Genomic DNA, 18887 nt, shown 5'->3' with positions numbered 1-18887 from the left:
AACCGCCCGCCCCGGACGACCCGCCGCAGCAGCGGCCCGCCGCCCGCGGCGGCACCGCGTCGCCGGACGTCGTCACTGCTGCTTCTCGGCCAGATCGCGCAGCATCGACAACCCGTGGTGAACCTCGGTGAAGCTGGTGCTCAGCGGCGCCGGCCCGATCCGCAGGCCGTCCGGCCGCCGGTAGTCGGGGATCACCCCGCCGGCCCAGAGCGGTTCGAGCAACTCCTTGAATCCAGCCCGGCGCAGGGTCACATGCCCGCCCCGCCGGGCGGGGTCGCGCGGCCCGGCCACCTCCACGCCGAGCGGCGCCAGCCAGGCGTCGGCGAGCTCCAGGACGTACGCGGTGAGCAGCAGCGACTTGGCCCGCACCGCCTCGATCCCGGCCTCGGCGAGCATGTCCAGGTTGGCGTGCAGCGGCACCATGGCGAGGATCGGCGGGGTGCCGCTGAGCAGCGCGCGGATGCCGGGCGCCGGCTCGTGCCCGTGGCCCATCTCGAACGACGCGCGGTGCCCCATCCAGCCCCAGATCGGCTGGCGCAGCTCGTCCTGCAGCTCTCGCCGCAGGTAGGCGAAGGCCGGCGCGCCGGGCCCGCCGTTGAGGTACTTGTAGGTGCAGCCGACCGCCAGGTCGACTCCCCACTCGTCGAGGGCGATCGGCACCGAGCCGGCCGAGTGGCACAGGTCCCACATCGTCAGCGCCCCGGCCGCGTGCGCGATCCGGTTGATCTCGGCCACGTCGGCCAGCCAGCCCGATCGGTACGCGACGTGCGAGAACAGCACCAGGGCGGTGTCCTCGTCGACCACCGAGGAGACCTGGGACGGCTGGATGCCGGTCTCCGGGTCGGTCGTGATCCAGACCAGTTCGAGGTCGTGCGAGGCGGCGATGCCCTCCAGCACGTACCGGTCGGTGGGGAAGTTGTCGGTGTCCAGCACGACTTTGCGCCGGCCGCGCCGGGCGTCGACCGCGGCCCGGGCCAGTTTGTAGATGAGCACCGTGGTGGAGTCGGCGATGACGGTCTGCCCGGCGGCCGCGCCGAGGGCCACCGCGCCGAGCCGGTCACCGAGGGTGAGCGGCCATTCCAGCCAGCCCTCGTCCCAGCCGCGGATCAGCCGGCCGCCCCACTGTTCGCGGATGAACTCGTCCATGAGCCGGGCGGTCGCTTCCAGCGGCCGGCCCAGCGAGTTGCCGTCCAGGTAGGAGAGCAGCTCGTCGGGCGGCGGGGTGATGAACCGGTCGCGGAACCCGGCGAGCGGGTCGGTCGCGTCCAGGGAGCCGGCGCGGGCCAGCAGATCATCACTCACCGGGGCACTCCGATCTCGGTACGAACGGCGTAGAGCTCCGGGAAGAATGTCAGATCGAGAGCCGCCTTCAGGAAGGAGACCCCGCTGGAGCCGCCGGTGCCACGTTTGAAGCCGATGGTGCGCTCCACCGTCTTGAGGTGCCGGAAACGCCAGAGCTGGAAGTTCTCCTCCAGGTCGACGAGTTCCTCGCACGCCTCGTAGACGTCCCAGTTCTGTTCGGCGTTCTCGTAGATGTGCTGGAAGACCGGCACCAGGTCGGCCTGGTACTCGTACGCCTGGGTGACGTCGCGCTGCAGGATCTCCACCGGCACCTGGTGGCCGCGGCGGGCCAGGAAGTGCAGGAACTCGTCGTAGACGCTGGGGGTGCCGAGCGCGTCCTCCAGCAGCGCGAGCGCCGCCGGGTGGTCGGAGAAGATCGAGAGCATCCGGCGGTCCTTGTTGCCGAGCAGGAACTCGATCGCCCGGTACTGGTACGACTGGAAGCCGGAGGAGGTGCCGAGGAAGCTGCGGAACTCGGCGTACTCGCTCGGGGTGAGGGTGGCGAGCACGGACCACTGCTCGGTGAGGGTCCGCTGGATGTGCTTGACCCGGGCCAGTCCCTTGAGCGCGGGGCGCAGCTCGTCCTTGGCCAGGTGCTGTTGCACCGCCCGCAGCTCGTGGATGACCAGCTTGAGCCAGAGTTCCGAGGTCTGGTGCTGCAGGATGAACAGCAGCTCGTCGTGGTGCTCCGGCACGCTGACCGGATGCTGGGCGTTGAGGATCTCGTCGAGGTGGAGGTACTCCCCGTACGAGAGGTTGACTTTGAAGTCCTTGACGATGCCGTCTTCGAGGGGCCGTTGTGCCGACATGGTTACTTCCTTACCAGCAGGGGACCCCAGTACACCCATTGCCCGTCGTGACGGACGAACCGGCTCTCCTCCGCCATCACGCCCGGTGAGCCGCCGTCGCGGTAATGCGCACGGAACGCCACCGTCCCCTCGGCGTCGAACACGCCGCCGCCGCTGCTCTCCAGCACCTCGAGGCGCGTCCAGCGCAGGCCCGGGTCGTTCTCGACGGCCTCCGGCCGGGTCTGCGGATGCCAGGTCCGCAGCACGTAGTCGGCCTTGTCCAGGGCGAACGCGCTGAAGCGCGATCGCATCAGAGCTTCCGGGTCCGCCGCCGGCTTGCCGTCATGCGCCGGGCCGCAACATTCCCGGTACGCTCCGCGGCCGCACGGGCAGTCGGCGGAGGCGGTGCGGGGTTCCCGTTTGCGAGCAGCCATGCCGCCCAGTTTTCCTCACCCGGCCTGCTGCTCCACCACGATCCCGCTGATCACCTTCTGGCAGCGGTCCAGTTCCTCGATCAGGCCCTGCATCTCCTCGATGGCGGAGACGGCGTTCTGGGTGTCGGCCCGGATGCCGCCGACCTGCGTACCGATCTCGCTGGTGGCCGTGGCGGTCTCGTTGGCGAGGTCTTTGACCTCGCTGGCGACGACGGCGAAGCCGCGTCCCGCCTCGCCGGCCCGGGCCGCCTCGATGGTCGCGTTCAGCGCCAGCAGGTTGGTCTGCTTGGCGATGGTGGCGATCAGCTGGACCACCTTGCCGATCTCGGTGCTGCTCGCCTCGAGCCGCTGGATCACCTGGACCGCGGTCTCGGCCGCGCGCACCGCGGCCTGGGTGGCGGTGGCCATGTCGTTGCTGACGTTGGCGAGGCGGTGCACCGAGTCGTGTTGCCGGTCCGGCGCCGACCAGTCCTGCTGTCCCCCGCCGGCTGACCATTCGTTCTGCCAGTCGGTCACGCCGCCCCTCCCTGGGATTCCTACATCCGAGGCTCAACATCCCATCCGGGGCGCGGGCTTCGCGGCGTTTTCGCCATTCCGGACGGCGAGGGCCGCCGGCCCGGAGGTCCGGGCCGGCGGGTGATGCTCAGGAGTGCTTCTTGATGTACGCCTTCTGGTGGTTGTTGGTCTTGCTGGTGCACTTGGCGTTCTTGTCGTCGCCCAGGACGGCGGCGACGACGTTCACGTCGACGTTGCAGAACTGGGCGCCGTTGAGGATCGACACGTTGTTGAGCAGGACGATCGTGTTGCCGGAGGCGTCGATCGCGATGACGTCGACCGAGCCGAGGTAGGGCACGCTGGTGGCCATGGCCGGGGAGCCCATGGCGAGAGCGGCGACGGCACCGGCGATGGAGAAGAGAGCCTGGCGAATCTTCATGTTTTCCTTCCGTGGGGACAGACCCGATGCCTGCCCGTTTTGTCTTGCTTGCGGCTCCAACGGAAGGTTTTGTGAGAAGCGGCGGCAATCCCTCATCTTTCACACCCCCGGGCTACTTCCGGCGCGGCGCGCTGTCCATGTCGGACTTTCTCCGGTTTTCGCAAGCGACGGCAAGCAACTCGGATTCTTGTTCGATTTTTGCAAGGTTCCGACGTAGGATTCCGCCGTGACGAAACGACTAGCCGAGGTGGCGAAGAAAGCCGGCGTCAGCGAGGCCACCGTCAGCCGGGTGCTCAACGGGCGCAGCGGCGTCTCCGAGGCGACCCGGGCATCGGTGCTCACCGCCCTCGACGTGCTCGGCTACGAGCGCCCCACCAAACTGCGCGGGGAGCGCGCCCGGCTGGTCGGCCTGGTCCTGCCCGAGCTGCAGAACCCGATCTTCCCGGCGCTGGCCGAGGTGGTCACCGGCTCGCTCGCGCAGCGCGGGTTCACCCCCGCCCTGTGCGCCCGGACGATCGGCGGCGTGCCCGAGTCCGACTATGTCGAGATGCTGCTGGATCACCAGGTGTCCGGCGTGATCTTCGCCGGTGGCTCCTACGCGCTGGCTGACGCGTCGCACGAGCACTACCGCCGGCTGACCGACCGCGGCCTGCCCGTGGTGCTGGTCAACGCCGGTGTCGACGAGCTGGGCTTCCCCCGGGTCTCCACCGACGACGCGGTCGCCGTCGAGCAGGCCTACGGGCATCTGCGCTCGCTCGGCCACGAGCGGATCGGCATGGTGCTGGGCCCGGAGGGTCACGTCCCGTCCCGCCGCAAACTGTCCGCGATGATCCAGGTGGCCGGCTGGGCCGACGACCATGCTTTCGTCGAGCGGTCCAGTTTTTCCATGGAGGGCGCCCGGGTGGCGGCCACCAAGCTGGTGGAGCGCGGCGTGACCGGCATCATCTGCGCGAGCGACGTGCTGGCGCTGGGCGCGATCCGGGCCGCCCGGCGGCTGGGCCGGGCGGTGCCGGCCGACGTGTCGGTGGTCGGCTTCGACGATTCGGCGTTCATGACCTGCACCGATCCGCCGCTGACCACGGTGCGCCAGCCGATCGAGACGATGGGCCAGGCCGCCGTCGACCTGCTGGTCAGCCAGATCGAGGAGGCCCGCGTGCTGAGCGACGAGCTGCTCTTCGAGCCCGAGCTGGTGGTGCGCGGCTCGACCGGGCCGGCTCACACGCACTGACCTGAGCCGCGGCTGAAGGCCGCCGACCGCACTGCGGTCGGCGGCCTTTTTGCGTGCCATGGACCAGAAGTCGTCACCTGCCGCAGCACAGTCGACTTTTTTCAGAGCACGATCGAAACCTTGCCGACATAAGTCGGCCTCGTTACAGTGACTCCACTCACGCCCGTCACCGTCACCGGAGAGCGCGGGCCGTGCATTGACGACAACGCAGATCAGCGATGGCCATGGATACACCCGTTCCCGAAGGGATGGACAGATGTCCGTACCGCAGTACCGGAAGGTTGCGGCGCTAGCGCTCGTGGCCGGTCTGGGATTCAGCCTCACCGCCTGCTCCACCAAGGGCAGCGACGATGAGGGCACCGAAGCCGGCGGCAAGGTCACCATCTCGGTGGACTGCCAGCCGGTCGCCGCCCAGAAAGAGCTGCTGGCGAACTGGAACGCGGATGTCGCCGAGTTCCAGAAGCAGAACCCCGACATCACGATCAAGAGCGTCAGCGTCGGCGAGCAGTGCAACAACCCGCCGGACTTCACCGCCCGGCTGGCCGGCGGCACCATGACGGACGTCTTCTACGGCTACATGACCGACCTTCAGCAGGTGCTGGACTCCGGCAAGGCGATGGACGTCACCGAGTTCGCGAACAAGGACACCATCCCGACCTGGGACAGCGTCGACCCGGCGCTCAAGGAGGTCTTCACCGACGGCGGCAAGCTCTACGCCGTTCCGGCGAAGAACTACTCGATGGGCCTGGTCTACAACAAGGCCCTGTTCGCCAAGGCCGGCCTCGACGCCAGCAACCCGCCGAAGACGTGGCCCGAGGTCCGCGAGGCGGCCAAGAAGATCGCCGCGCTCGGCAACGGCATCGCCGGCTACTCGGAGTACAGCGCCGGCAACACCGGCGGCTGGCACTTCACCTCCCTGATCTACTCGCAGGGCGGCACGATCCTCTCCGAGGACGGCAAGAAGGCCGCCTTCAACAGCCCCGAGGGCAAGCAGGTCCTGCAGAACCTCAAGGACATGCGGTACGGCGACAACAGCATGGGCAGCCGCCAGCTCCTGCAGTGGGCGGACCTGCTGACCAACGCCGCCGCCGGCAAGGTCGGCATGTTCATCGGCGCGCCGGACTCCACCCAGGCGATCGTCAGCCAGTTCCAGGGCAAGTACGAGGACTGGGCGATGGCCCCGCTGCCCGGCCAGACCGGCCCGGCCAAGGGCACCCTCGGCGGCGGTGAGGGCTACTTCTTCAAGGCGGGTCTCAGCCCCGAGCAGATCAAGGCCGGCCTGAAGTGGGTCGCCTACCAGAAGCTCACCCCGGGCAAGGGCCAGTTGGACTACGCCCGGGCCAAGCCGCAGAACTACCCGGTGGGCCTGCCCCAGCCGCTGCTGTTCAGCAACGGCACCGAGGCGCAGAAGCAGGAGCTCGAGCTGCGCAAGGCGAACGCGAACGTGGACGTCGAGAACTTCAAGCTCTTCGAGGAGAACCCGGTTCCGATCAAGGGCGAGCCGAAGAACGCGCAGGCGATCTACGCGGTGCTCGACTCCGCGATGTCCGGGGTCCTGACCAACCCGAAGGCGGACATCGACGCGCTGCTCAAGACGGCCGAGGACAAGGTCAACCAGCAGCTGGCCGCCGGTAGCTGATCCCCGCGTGCGGGGCCGGGTCCCCGGCCCCGCACCGACTCTCGCAGGAGTAACCCTTGGCAGTCCTCACTCTCCCGCCGCCGGCCCAGCGAACGGCTCCTGAGTCCTCGGCCGGGACGAAGCGAAGCCGCAAGCTCCGGGACAACCTCACCGGGCACACGTTCCTGATCGGGGCGGTCCTCTGCTTCGCCCTCTTCATGTGGTACCCGATGATCCGCGGCGTCGTGATGAGCTTCCAGCGCACCCGGCGCGGCGAGACCTCGTGGGTCGGCTGGGACAACTACCTCCGCATCATCGACGACCCGAGCTTCTGGACCGCCTGGAAGAACACCTTCTACTTCACCGGTCTCGCGCTGGTCCTCGGGTTCGCGGTGCCGTTCTTCGTGGCGATCCTGCTCAACGAGTTCCGGCACGCCAAGGGTTACCTGCGGGTCCTGGTCTACCTGCCGGTCATGCTGCCGCCGGCCTCGGCGCTGTTCCTCTTCAAGTTCTACGCGTACGACCCGAGCGAGGCGGGCCTGTTCAACGCCATCCTGAAGGCGCTGCATCTGCCGACGTCGGAGTGGATGCAGTCACCGACGATGACGATGCCCGCCATGGTGCTCGCCTCGACCTGGATGAACATGGGCGGCGCGGTCCTTATCTATCTGGCGGCGCTGCAGAACATCCCCGGCGAACTCTACGAGGCGGCCGAGCTCGACGGCGCCGGCATCTGGAAGCGGATCCGGCACGTCACCATCCCGCAGACCCGGCTGATCCTGGCGCTGCTGGCGATGCTGCAGATCGTCGCCACCATGCAGCTGTTCATCGAGCCGCTGATCCTGGCCAACGGCGCGGGCACCCAGGACTCGGCGACGTCCGTGGCCTACCTCATCTACCAGCACGGCTTCTTCCAGAACGACCTGAACGGCGCCGCCGCACTCGGCGTGATCATGCTCGTGGTGCTGGCCGCCTTCTCCGCCGTGTACGTGCGGCTGAGCACGAAACAGGACTAGGACGACCATGACCCGTACTCTCGTCTCCCACTCCCAGATCCGGCGCGGGCGCGGCAGGTTCCTCTACTGGACGCTGCTCGCGGTGGTGGTCGCGGGCTTCACGCTCGTCTTCCTCGGTCCGCTCTACTGGATGGTCACCGGCGCGCTCAAGTCGGGTCAGGAGATCGCGCAGACTCCGCCCACGCTGTTCCCGAAGGATCCGCAGCTGCAGAACTACGCCGACGCGTGGCACAACCTGGACCTCGCGAAGCTGCTGTTCAACACCTTCTACTACGCGGCCGGCGCGGTGCTGTTCCAGCTGGTGTTCGACACCGCCGCGGCGTACTCGCTCTCCAAACTGCGGCCGGTCTTCGGCAACGCCATCCTCGGCCTGATGCTGGCGACCCTGATGATCCCGGCGATGGTCCTGATCGTCCCGCAGTACGTGACCGTGATCGACCTGCCGATCCTGCACCTGAACCTGCTGGACTCGCCGTTCGCGATCTGGCTGCCGCTGGTGGCGAACGCATTCAACATCTTCCTGCTGAAGCGGTTCTTCGACTCGATCCCCGAGGATCTGATGTCGGCCGCCTTCGTGGACGGCGCGACGCCACTGCGCACCCTGTGGTCGATCATCCTGCCGATGTCGCGCCCGATCCTCGGCGTGGTGTCGATCTTCGCGGTGACCGCGGTCTGGAAGGACTTCCTCTGGCCGAAGCTGGTCATGCCGCACCCGGAGACCCGGACGGTCAGCGTCGGCATCTACGCCTTCGCCGGCGGCACCCCGATGAACGTGGTGATCGCGGCCTCGGTCATCGCCGCGATCCCGACCGTGATCATCTTCCTGATCTTCCAGCGGAACATCATGTCCGGCCTCACCGCGGGCAGCCTCAAAGGCTGAGCCGGCCCGCGGTCAGCAGGCGACGGCGAAGCTGCAACAACGTACCTACGTAGCGACAGAAAGCAGGTGCTCGTGTCCACAGCAGACGCTGGTCCGTGGTGGCGTAGCGCGGTGATCTATCAGGTGTACCCGCGGAGTTTCGCCGACGGCGACGGCGACGGGGTCGGGGACATCGACGGCATCCGCGCCCGCCTGGGCCACCTCCGTGACCTGGGGGTCGACGCGATCTGGATGAGCCCCTGGTACCCGTCCCCGATGGCGGACGCCGGTTACGACGTGGCCGACTTCCGCGACATCGACCCGGTCTTCGGCAACCTGGCGAAGGCCGAGGCGCTGATCACCGAGGCGCACGCGGCCGGCATCCGGATGATCGTCGACATCGTGCCGAACCACATCTCCAGCGCGCACCCGTGGTTCCAGGCAGCCCTCGCCTCCCCGGACGCCCCGGAGCGGGAGTACTTCTGGTTCCGCAAGAGCGAGCAGATGCCGACGAACTGGCAGGGCGAGTTCGGCGGCACCACCTGGACCCAGGTCGGCGACCACTGGTACCTGCACCTGTTCACCCCGGAGCAGCCGGACCTGAACTGGGAGCACCCGGTGGTGCAGGCCGAGTTCGAGGACATCCTGCGGTTCTGGTTCGACCGCGGCGTCGACGGCATCCGGATCGACTCGGCGGCGCTGCTGCACAAGGACCCGGCGCTGCCCGAGGTCGCCGAGGGCGCCCCGCACCCGTTCCACGACCTCGACCGGGTGCACGACGTCTACCGGTCGTGGCGGCGGATCGCCGACGAGTACCCGGACCGGGCGCTGATCGGCGAGGTGTGGATGCCCGAGGTCGAGCGGTTCACCAACTATCTGCGCGCCGACGAGTTGCACGCGGCGTTCAACTTCGACTTCCTCGGGTGCGCGTGGGACCCGTACCTGATGAGGGCCTGCATCGACCGCACGCTGGAGGCACATGCACAGGTCGGCGCACCGCCCACCTGGGTGCTCTCGAACCACGACGTGACCCGCCACGTCACCCGGTACGGCCGCGCCGACACCACGTTCAGCTTCGACAACAACCTCGACGGCACCCCGGTCGACCTGGAGCTCGGCACCCGCCGGGCCCGCGCGGCCGCGCTGCTCTCGCTCTCGCTGCCCGGCGCCGCTTACGTCTACCAGGGCGAGGAGCTGGGCCTCTGGGAGAACGAGAACATCCCGGTGGAGCAGATCCAGGACCCGATGTACGGCCGCCGCGGCCACACCCGTGACGGCTGCCGGGTGCCGCTGCCCTGGTCCGGCGACGAGCCGCCGTTCGGTTTCAGTGTGGGCGCTCCCTGGCTTCCCCAGCCCGCGGAGTGGAAGGACCGGACCGTCCAGGCGCAGACCGGCGACCCCAGCTCGATGCTGGAGCTCTACCGCTCGGCGATCGCGCTGCGCCGGGCCGAGCCGGGCCTGCACGCCGACGACTTCGCCTGGCTCGACGCCGGCAAGGACGTCCTCGCCTACTCGCGCGGCGACGATTTCGCCTGCGTGCTCAACCTCTCCGGCGCACCGATCCCCCTGCCGGAGCACGAGAACTGTCTGCTCGCCAGCGGCCCGCTCGACGGTGACCTCATCCCCCAGGACACCGCCGTCTGGCTGCGCCTGCGATAGGGCGTTCCCTGGGCGTCCCGGTTCCACCGCCGGGGCGCCCGCGAAGAGCAGAGAGGAAAAGGAAACCGGGGGCTGGCCACACCAAGGAAGGGACTCATGGCCAACCGCACCGCCCCACTATCGGTACTAGCCGCCGCTGTCCTCGCGGCATCGTTCACCGCGGTCGTCACCTGGACCGCCGGTCCGGCACAGGCGGCCGGGCTCTCCCCCTTCGACATCACCGGGCGCGGCGCGACGGTGCCGTTCACCGAGATCGAGGCCGAGAAGGCGGCACACACCGGCACCTCCACCGGAACCAGCCGCGTCTACGGCACCCTCTCCTCGGAGGCCTCCGGCCGGGAGGCGATCACCCTCGACGCGGCGGGTGAATACGTCGAGTTCACCCTGACCAAGCCGGCCAACGCGGTGACTTTCCGGTACAGCATCCCGGACGGGCGTAACGCCTCGATCGACCTGCGCACCGGCTCGACGCTGATCAAGTCGGTGCCGGTCACCTCGAAATACGCCTGGTACTACGGCTACTACCCGTTCACCAACAACCCGGCCGACGGGCGGCCGCACCACTTCTACGACGAGGCCCGGGCGATGTTCGGGACCACGTACCAGGCCGGCACCAAGATCCGGCTGCAGGTGAGCTCGACCGCCCAGTCGCCCAGCTTCACCATCGACCTGGCCGACTTCGAGAACGTGCCGGGACCGATCGGCAAGCCGTCCGGCGCGATCGACGTGGTCGCCGACTACGGCGCGGATCCCACCGGCGCCACCGACTCGACCGCGAAGTTCCAGGCCGCGGTGAACGACGGGGCGTCCTCCGGCCGGGTCGTCTACGTGCCGCAGGGCACCTTCACCCTCTACAGCCACGTGATCGTCGACCGGGTCACGCTGGCCGGCGCCGGACCCTGGTACACCGTGCTGGGCGGGCGCCATCCCACCCAGCGCCACCTGGCCGCCGGCATCTACGGCAAGTACGTCTCCGAGGGCGGCCCGAGCCAGAACGTGACCGTCCGCGACCTGGCGATCATCGGTGACATCCAGGAACGGGTGGACGAGCACCAGGTCAACGCCTTCGGCGGGGCGATGTCGAACTCCACCATCGACAACGTGTGGATGCAGCACACCAAGGTCGGCGCGTGGATGGACGGCCCGATGGACCGCTTCACCATCAAGAACAGCCGGATCCTGGACCAGACCGCGGACGGCGTGAACTTCCACATCGGGGTCACCAACTCCACGGTCACCAACACGTTCGTCCGCAACACCGGCGACGACGCCCTGGCGATGTGGGCGGAGAACGTGCCGAACGTCGGCAACCGCTACCCGGGCGTGACCGGCCCGACCGCGGTGGCCGGCACCTGGACGCTGGCCCGCAACACGCTGATCCGGGCCGGCAACTCCGACTACAACTGGAACTTCGGCATCGGCGCGATCTGGTTCTGGCCGGACCAGGCCCCGATCACCGGCGCCACCATCAACATCACCGACACCGACATCCTGGACAGCTCGTACGCGGCCCTCCAGTGGATCGGCGGCCAGACCAGCGGCCTGAACCTGACCAACGTCACCATCTCCGGGGCCGGCACGTTCGCGTTGCAGGCGCAGTCCCCGGTGTCGGCGCGGTTCACCAATGTCCGGGCCAGCGGGATCGCGCAGAGCCAGACGGTCTACAACTGCACCGGCTCCGGTCTGCAGATCACCGACGGTGGCGGCAACTCGGGCTGGTCGACCGCGAACCCGTACTGCGGGCCGTGGCCGGCGCCGCAGTACGGCACCACCCCGACCACGCCCCCGACGAGCACTCCGCCGCCGACGGGAAACCTCGCTGCCGGCCGGCCGGTGACCGCGACCAGTCAGACCCAGGTCTACGCGCCGGGCAACGCCACCGACGGCAACCCGAGCACCTACTGGGAGAGCGGCAACAACGCCTTCCCGCAGTCGATCACCGTGGACCTCGGCCAGAGCCGCCAGGTCGGCCGGATCGTGCTGAAGCTCCCGCCGGCCACCGCGTGGGCCACCCGCACGCAGACGCTGTCCGTGCTGGGCAGCACCGACGGATCCGCGTTCAGCACGATCAGGAGCAGTGCCGGCTACACCTTCGACCCGGCGAGCGGCAACACCGCCACCGTCACGCTCACCGCGACGACGCAGCGCTACCTGCGCCTGACCTTCACCGGGAACACCGGCTGGCCGGCCGGCCAGCTGTCCGAGTTCGAGGTCTACGCCTGATCCCCACGCGGGCCGCGTCCCACCGATCGCGGCCCGCGTGGCCCCCGAAAGAAATCCCGAAGAAAGGTGCGCTCCCCACCATGTCCAGATTGAGACGAAAAGTCTTAGCGGTCGCCGCGGCCGCGGGCGTCGTCGCCGCGCTCGTCCACGCGCCGGCCGCCTCCGCCGCCGGGCCGAACCTGGCCGCCGGCAAGACCTTCAGCGCCAGCAGCTTCACCGACGTCTACCCGGCCGGCAACGCCGGCGACGGCAACGCCAACACCTACTGGGAGAGCAACAACAACGCCTTCCCGCAGTGGCTGCAGGTCGACCTCGGCACCGCGACCCAGGTCAACCAGGCCGTCCTCAAGCTGCCGCCGGCCGCCGCCTGGGCCACCCGCACCCAGACGCTGACCATCCAGGGCAGCACGAACGGCACCTCGTTCAGCACGCTCAAGGCCTCCGCCGGGTACACGTTCAACCCGGCGAGCGGCAACACGGTGACCGTCGACTTCACCGCGGCGAGCGCCCGGTTCGTCCGGCTGAACTTCACCGGCAACACCGGCTGGGCCGCGGGCCAGCTCTCCGAGTTGGAGATCTACGGCCCGGTGAGCGGGGACAGCCAGGCGCCGAGCGCGCCCGGCAACCTCGCCTACACTCAGCCGGCGAGCGGGCAGATCCGGCTCAGCTGGAACGCGTCGAGCGACAACGTCGGCGTGACCGGCTACGACGTCTACGCCAACGGGCAGCTCCGCACGTCGCTCGGCAATGTCCTGACCTGGACCGACACCCAGCCGGACAGCGCGACGGTGTCGTACTACGTCCGGGCCAAGGACGCGGCCGGGAACGTCTCGGCGAACAGCAACACGGTGACCCGCACCGGGGCGACCGGGGACAGCCAGGCGCCGACCACGCCGGGCACGCTCTCCTACACCCAGCCGGCCGCCGGGCAGATCCGCCTCGCGTGGGGCGCGTCCACCGACAACGTGGGCGTGACCGGCTACAACGTCTACGCCAACGGGACGCTCGCGACCACGGTCACCGGGCTTACCTGGACCGACAGCCAGCCGGCCACGGCGACCGTGTCGTATTACGTCAAGGCGCGGGACGCGGCCGGCAACGAGTCGGCGGCGTCGAACACGGTGACCCGCACCGGCACGCCGGGCACCGGGTCGAACCTCGCGGTGGGCAAGCCGATCGAGGCGTCGTCGACCATCCACACGTTCGTCGCCGGCAACGCGAACGACAACGACACGGCCACCTACTGGGAGGGCAGCGCGTACCCGGCGAACCTGACGGTCAAATTGGGCGCCAACGCGACCGTGTCGTCCGTGGTGGTCAAGCTCAACCCGGCCACCGAGTGGGGCACGCGGCAGCAGGCCTTCTCGATCCTCGGGCGGGAACAGTCGACCTCCGGGTTCAGCACGATCACCGGCTCGGCGACGTACACCTTCAACCCGGCCAGTGGCAACACCGTGACCGTCCCGGTCAGCGCGACCGCCTCGGACCTGCGTCTCTCCTTCACCGCCAACACCGGCGCGCCGAGCGGACAGGTCGCGGAGTTCCAGGTGATCGGCACGCCGGCGCCCAACCCGGACCTCACGGTCACCGCCATGTCGTTCTCCCCGGCCACGCCGGTCGAGACCGACGCGATCACGGTGTCGGCCACGGTCCGCAACGCGGGCACGGCCGCTTCACCGGCCTCCAACGTCAACATCTACCTGGGTACGACCAGAGCGGGCACCGCTTCGGTGGGTGCTCTCGCCGCCGGCGCCTCGACCACGGTCTCGGCCTCGATCGGGGCCCGTGACGCGGGCACCTACGGGCTGTCGGCGAAGGTCGACGAGGCGAACACCGTCGTTGAGATCAATGACGCCAACAACGCCTACACCAACCCGTCCTCGCTCGTGGTGGCGCAGGTCAGCAGCTCCGACCTGGTCGCCTCGACGGTCAGCTGGTCCCCGGGCAACCCGGCGGCCGGCAACACGGTCACGTTCTCGGTGGTGCTGAGGAACCAGGGCAGCGCGGCGACGACCGGCGGTGCGCACGGCGTCACCCTGACCGTGCTGAACGGCACCTCGGTGGTCCGTACCCTGACCGGCTCGTGGACCGGAACCCTGGCGGCCGGCGCGTCCTCGCCGGCGATCAACCTGGGCACCTGGACCGCGGCGAACGGCCGGTACACGGTCCGGACCGTGGTCGCGGCCGACGGCAACGAGCTGGCGGTCAAGCAGGCCAACAACACCAGCGAGAAGCCGTTCTTCGTGGGCCGCGGCGCGAACATGCCGTACGACATGTACGAGGCCGAGGACGGCCAGACCGGCGGCGGCGCGGCCGTGGTCGGTCCGAACCGGACGGTCGGCGACCTGGCCGGTGAGGCTTCCGGGCGCCGGGCGGTCACGCTCAACCAGACCGGGTCGTACGTGCAGTGGACCACCCGGGCGGCGACGAACACCGTGGTGGCCCGCTTCTCCATCCCGGACGGCACGAACAGCTCGATCAACGTCTACGTCAACGGGTCGCTGAACCGGACCCTGCCGCTGACCTCCAAGTACGCGTGGCTCTACGGCAACGAGACCAACCCGCAGAACTCGGGCACCGGCCCGCGCCACATCTACGACGAGGCGAACATCATGCTGACCGGCTCGTTCCCGGCGGGCAGCACTCTTCGCCTCCAGAAGGATTCCGGCAACTCCGGCAACATCGCGATCGACTTCATCAACACCGAGCAGGTCGCTCCGGTCGCCAACCCGGACCCGGCCCGGTACGTCGTGCCCACCGGTTTCGACCACCAGTCGGTGCAGACCGCGCTGGACACCGCTCGTCAGGACAGCACCAAGATCGGTGTCTACCTGCCGGCCGGTGACTACCAGACGGCCAACAAGTTCCAGGTGTACGGCAAGTCTCTGCGGGTCATCGGCGCCGGCCCCTGGTACACCCGGTTCCACACGCCGTCGACGCAGTCCGAGACGGACGCCGGCTTCCGGGCCGACGCCACCGCCAACGGGTCGACGTTCGCGAACTTCGCGTTCTTCGGCAACTACACGATCCGCATCGACGGCCCCGGCAAGGTGTTCGACCTGGCCAACGTCGCCGACATCACGATCGACAACATCTGGGCCGAGCACACGGTGTGCCTCTACTGGGGCGCCAACACCGACCGGATGAAGATCACCAACTCGCGGATCCGGAACATGTTCGCCGACGGCGTAAACATGACCAACGGCAGCACCGACAACCTGGTCGACAACAACGACGCCCGGGCGACCGGTGACGACAGCTTCGCGCTGTTCTCGGCCATCGACGCCGGCGGCTCCGACGAGATCAACAACGTCTACTCGAACCTCTCGTCGACGCTGACCTGGCGTGCCGCGGGCCTCGCGGTCTACGGCGGGTACGCCAACACGTTCAAGAACATCTACATCGCGGACACCCTGGTCTACTCGGGCATCACGATCAGCTCGCTGGACTTCGGTTACCCGATGAACGGATTCGGCGCCAGCCCGCCGACCGTGTTCGACAACATCTCGATCGTCCGGGCGGGTGGCCACTTCTGGGGCAACCAGGTCTTCCCGGCGATCTGGGTGTTCTCCGCGTCGAAGGTCTTCCAGGGCATCCGGGTGTCGAACGTCGACATCGTCGACCCGACCTACTCCGGGATCATGTTCCAGACCAACTACGTGGGCGGTCAGCCGCAGAACCCGATCAAGGACATCGTGTTCACCAACGTGTCCATCAGCGGGGCCCGGCAGAGCGGCGACGCCTACAACGCCAAGTCCGGTTACGGCATCTGGGCCAACCCGATGCCGGAGGCCGGGCAGGGTCCCGCGGTCGGCTCGGCGACCTTCACCAACCTGCAGCTGAGCAACAACTACCGGGACATCGAGAACCCGACCAGCACGTTCACCATCATCCGCAACTGACCGGCAGCCGGGGCCCGCGTCACGGGACGCGGGCCTCGGCCCAGCCGCTACCCGACTGCCCCTCGCCCACCCACAACACCCGCCGACAGCCCCCAATCCGGCTGACGCCCAGCGCTGCCTCACGCGCCCACACACAACACCCGCCGACAGCCTGGCTGGCTGGCTGGCTGGCTGGCTGGCTGGGGAGTGTCCGCTCATGAGCGCACGCCGATCTTGGTCGGCTGCCCCTCAATGCTGTTCTGCGCCGATGCAGGCAGCCCTGGCGGTCAGCCGGTTCGTCCGGCTGCGCCTGAGGGTTGCTTCGGCCGGCCCGAGACGACACTGACAGTCAGCCGGGAGGGGTTCCACCGTTCGTTGGACAGTCCCGCTGGTTGATAGCGAGCGGGCCTGTGGACGACGCCCGGGGCGGCTTGGTGGGTCGGCGGGTGGCCATGTGGACGGCGCGGATGTGCGTATGCAGGGGTGTCAGGCGGCGGGCAGGGAGGAGACCGGGCGGGGGTCGCCCAGGATCGGGTCGACCTCGTACATGCGGGCCTCGGCGAGGTCGAAGTACATGCCGGCCAGGCGTAACCGGCCGGCCGCCTCCGCGGCGCGCACGGTGGGATAGGTTCGCAGGTTGGCGAGCTGGTTGAGCACGTTGTCGGTGCAGCAGCGCTCCTCGTCGGCCGGGTCGGTGAACCGTACGCCGGAGTGCGCCAGCCAGTCGCCGAGCGCCGAGCCGGGCCGGGCGGCGTTGCTCATCAGGGCCCGGACCGCGCCGCAGCCGGAGTGGCCGCAGACGGTGATCGTGGTGACGCCGAGGACGTCGACCGCGTACTCGATCGCGGCGCCGACCGAGACGTCGCCGACGGCGTGCGGCGGGACGATGTTGCCGATGTTGCGGACGCAGAACAGGTCGCCTGGCCCGCTCGCAGTGATCAGGTTGGGCACCAGCCGCGAGTCGGCGCAGGTGATGAAGAGCTGCTGCGGGCGCTGCCCGTCCCGGGCCAGGTCGGCCAGGTGCGGCCGGACCAGCGGCGCGACCGTGCGCTCGAACTCGGCGATCCCGGCCTCCATGGCGCCGCGCCGCTGCTGGTCCATGTCCTGCCAGCGTGACCAGGAGCCGACCAGCCGGGGAGTGCGCTTGCCGCCGCCCAGCCGGCCCGAGGTGGCCTGGTGGAACCAGGAGTCGTGCACCTCCCGGATCCGCACCCGGCCGCCGGCCCGCTCGTAGCCCTCCCGCCAGTCGCGGATCGTCTCGAACGCCCCGTGGTCCAGGTAGTCCAGGTGCAGCTCGATGTCGACGTCGGCGGCCGGCGGCAGGGCGCCGAGCTCCCGGGTGAGCCGGGCCGACTCGACGAAGGCCAGGGTGCCGTGGATGGTGACCAGCCACTCCCCCGGCGCCCGCTCGACCCGGCGGATCTCGCAGCGGGTGAGACGCCAGAGGATCATCACGGCGGCGGTGACCATGCCGAGCGCCACCCCGGTGAGCAGGTCGGTGAAGACCACGCCGAGCGCGGTGACCAGGTAGGTGGGCAACTCCCGGTGCCGGGCGTAGGTGCGGATCTGGGCGAGGCTGACCAGCCGCAGGCCGACCACGATCAGCACGGCCGCCAGCACCGCCATCGGGATGGTCTCCAGCAGGTCGGTCCAGAGCAGCACGAACGCCGCGATCCACACGCCGTGCAGGATCGTCGAGGCCCGAGTACGGGCGCCGGCCGCCACGTTGGTGGAACTGCGCACGATCACCCCGGTCACCGGCAGACCGCCGAGCAGCCCGGAGGTGGTGTTGGCGGCGCCCTGGGCGACCAGTTCCCGGTTGAGGTTGGCCCGGGGTCCGTCGTGCAGCCGGTCCACGGCGACCGCGGAGAGCAGCGACTCGACGCTCGCGACCAGGGCGATGGTCACGACGGCGAGGACGATCTCGCGGATCGGGGCGTCCGGCCAGGCCGGCCGGATCAGGTTGGCCAGCGGTTCGTCGGGCAGCCGGACCCGCTCCACGTCGGCGCCGAGCACCGCGGCCAGGGCGGTCACCGACACCACCGCGACCAGGGCGGCGGGCAGCAGCGAGACCCGGACCAGGCGGGGCCAGGCCAGCAGGATCGCGACGGTGAGGGCACCGAGCACCGCGGCGACGCCGTGATGGGCGGCGAGCTGGGCGGGCAGTTCGCGCAGGTTCTGCCAGGCGGAGCTCTGCGGGGCGCCGCCGAGCATCACGTGCACCTGGCTGAGCGCGATGACCAGACCGATGCCGGCGAGCATGCCGTGCACGACGGCGGGCGACAGGGCGAGGGCGGCACGGCCGAGCCGGGACACCCCGAGAAGTATCTGGATGAGGCCGGCGACCGCGACGATGGCGGCGGTGCCGGCGAAGCCGAAGTTGGCGACGGCGCCCGCGACGATCACGGTGAGACCGGCGGCGGGGCCGCTGACCTGCAACGGGGCGCCGCCCAGGGCGCCGGCGACGATGCCGCCGACGACGGCGGCGACCAGTCCCGCGAGCAGCGGGGCTCCGGAGGCCGCGGCGATGCCGAGGGACAGCGGGATGGCGATCAGGAACACGACGATTGACGCCGGCAAGTCCCGGCGCATGAACTGCGTCAAGTCGGACATATCGGCAAAGTACCGAAGAGTGGTTAACGGGTCATTACGTGTCGGGCCCTTACCGGCAAAACACAGCAAATTGCCGCTTGGCACCCAGCCAGTACGCAGATTCGTACGGTATGCACGCTTTTATTCGGCTGACAGCCAGTGCTGTCTCCGCGGCGCGGAGACAGCACTGAGCGTCAGCCGCAGAAACACGAACGGCCGCGCGACCGAGGTCGCGCGGCCCGGGAACGTCGGGAGGGTCGGGCCGTCCAGACGTCCTTTTTGGACTCGTACATGTGCCGGCGGGTCATCGGGAC

13 protein-coding genes are annotated in these 18887 nt (G+C 69.2%); 7 read left to right on the top strand and 6 right to left on the bottom strand.

All coding sequences use genetic code 11. From position 1 onward, the window contains the following. Positions 1-72: 72 nt before the first annotated feature. The 5 genes from kynU to AB0F81_RS12080 form a co-directional block, all read right to left on the bottom strand. Positions 73-1302: a kynureninase gene (gene kynU / locus AB0F81_RS12100; protein WP_360195047.1), complete on the bottom strand. Its 1230-nt coding sequence runs from the start codon at positions 1300-1302 to the stop codon at positions 73-75. Next, complete coding sequence (kynA, locus tag AB0F81_RS12095; RefSeq protein WP_360195044.1) at positions 1299-2150, bottom strand: tryptophan 2,3-dioxygenase; 852 nt, start codon at positions 2148-2150, stop codon at positions 1299-1301. Before kynA ends, kynU begins: the two co-directional genes overlap by 4 nt. Positions 2151-2152: 2 nt before the next feature. Beyond that, positions 2153-2443: a YchJ family metal-binding protein gene (locus AB0F81_RS12090; protein WP_360195062.1), complete on the bottom strand. Its 291-nt coding sequence runs from the start codon at positions 2441-2443 to the stop codon at positions 2153-2155. A gap of 135 nt (positions 2444-2578) precedes the next feature. Further along, positions 2579-3079, bottom strand: a complete 501-nt coding sequence (locus tag AB0F81_RS12085) for a methyl-accepting chemotaxis protein (protein ID WP_360195041.1) — start codon at positions 3077-3079, stop codon at positions 2579-2581. Positions 3080-3206: 127 nt separating this feature from the next. After that, positions 3207-3497 carry a hypothetical protein gene (locus tag AB0F81_RS12080; RefSeq protein WP_360195038.1) on the bottom strand — a complete coding sequence of 97 codons (291 nt, stop codon included), beginning with the start codon at positions 3495-3497 and terminating at the stop codon, positions 3207-3209. A 226-nt stretch (positions 3498-3723) separates the two neighbouring features. Here AB0F81_RS12080 and AB0F81_RS12075 point away from each other — a divergent pair, with 226 nt between their 5' ends. The 7 genes from AB0F81_RS12075 (at position 3724) to AB0F81_RS12045 (ending at position 16002) form a co-directional block, all read left to right on the top strand. Further along, positions 3724-4725 carry a LacI family DNA-binding transcriptional regulator gene (locus tag AB0F81_RS12075; protein ID WP_360195035.1) on the top strand — a complete coding sequence of 334 codons (1002 nt, stop codon included), beginning with the start codon at positions 3724-3726 and terminating at the stop codon, positions 4723-4725. A gap of 256 nt (positions 4726-4981) precedes the next feature. Next, entirely contained in the window at positions 4982-6364 is a 1383-nt protein-coding gene (locus AB0F81_RS12070; RefSeq protein ID WP_360195032.1) for a sugar ABC transporter substrate-binding protein, read from the top strand. A gap of 56 nt (positions 6365-6420) precedes the next feature. Then, positions 6421-7359 carry a sugar ABC transporter permease gene (locus AB0F81_RS12065; protein ID WP_360195029.1) on the top strand — a complete coding sequence of 313 codons (939 nt, stop codon included), beginning with the start codon at positions 6421-6423 and terminating at the stop codon, positions 7357-7359. 7 nt (positions 7360-7366) lie between these two features. Then, complete coding sequence (locus AB0F81_RS12060; RefSeq protein WP_360195027.1) at positions 7367-8239, top strand: carbohydrate ABC transporter permease; 873 nt, start codon at positions 7367-7369, stop codon at positions 8237-8239. A 72-nt stretch (positions 8240-8311) separates the two neighbouring features. Further along, positions 8312-9877 carry a glycoside hydrolase family 13 protein gene (locus AB0F81_RS12055; RefSeq protein ID WP_360195024.1) on the top strand — a complete coding sequence of 522 codons (1566 nt, stop codon included), beginning with the start codon at positions 8312-8314 and terminating at the stop codon, positions 9875-9877. A gap of 96 nt (positions 9878-9973) precedes the next feature. Beyond that, positions 9974-12100: a discoidin domain-containing protein gene (locus AB0F81_RS12050; RefSeq protein WP_360195021.1), complete on the top strand. Its 2127-nt coding sequence runs from the start codon at positions 9974-9976 to the stop codon at positions 12098-12100. Between the two features lie 80 nt (positions 12101-12180). Then, positions 12181-16002, top strand: a complete 3822-nt coding sequence (locus AB0F81_RS12045; protein ID WP_360195018.1) for a discoidin domain-containing protein — start codon at positions 12181-12183, stop codon at positions 16000-16002. Between the two features lie 465 nt (positions 16003-16467). Here the strand turns inward: AB0F81_RS12045 and AB0F81_RS12040 are convergent, their stop codons facing one another. Then, a complete protein-coding gene (locus tag AB0F81_RS12040; protein WP_360195015.1) occupies positions 16468-18594 on the bottom strand; it encodes a bifunctional SulP family inorganic anion transporter/carbonic anhydrase in 2127 nt (708 codons plus the stop codon). Positions 18595-18887 lie beyond the last annotated feature (293 nt).

Source organism: Actinoplanes sp. NPDC024001, assembly GCF_040638955.1.
Classification (GTDB): Bacteria; Actinomycetota; Actinomycetes; order Mycobacteriales; family Micromonosporaceae; genus Actinoplanes.
This window is presented reverse-complemented; position numbering and strand designations above follow the sequence as displayed.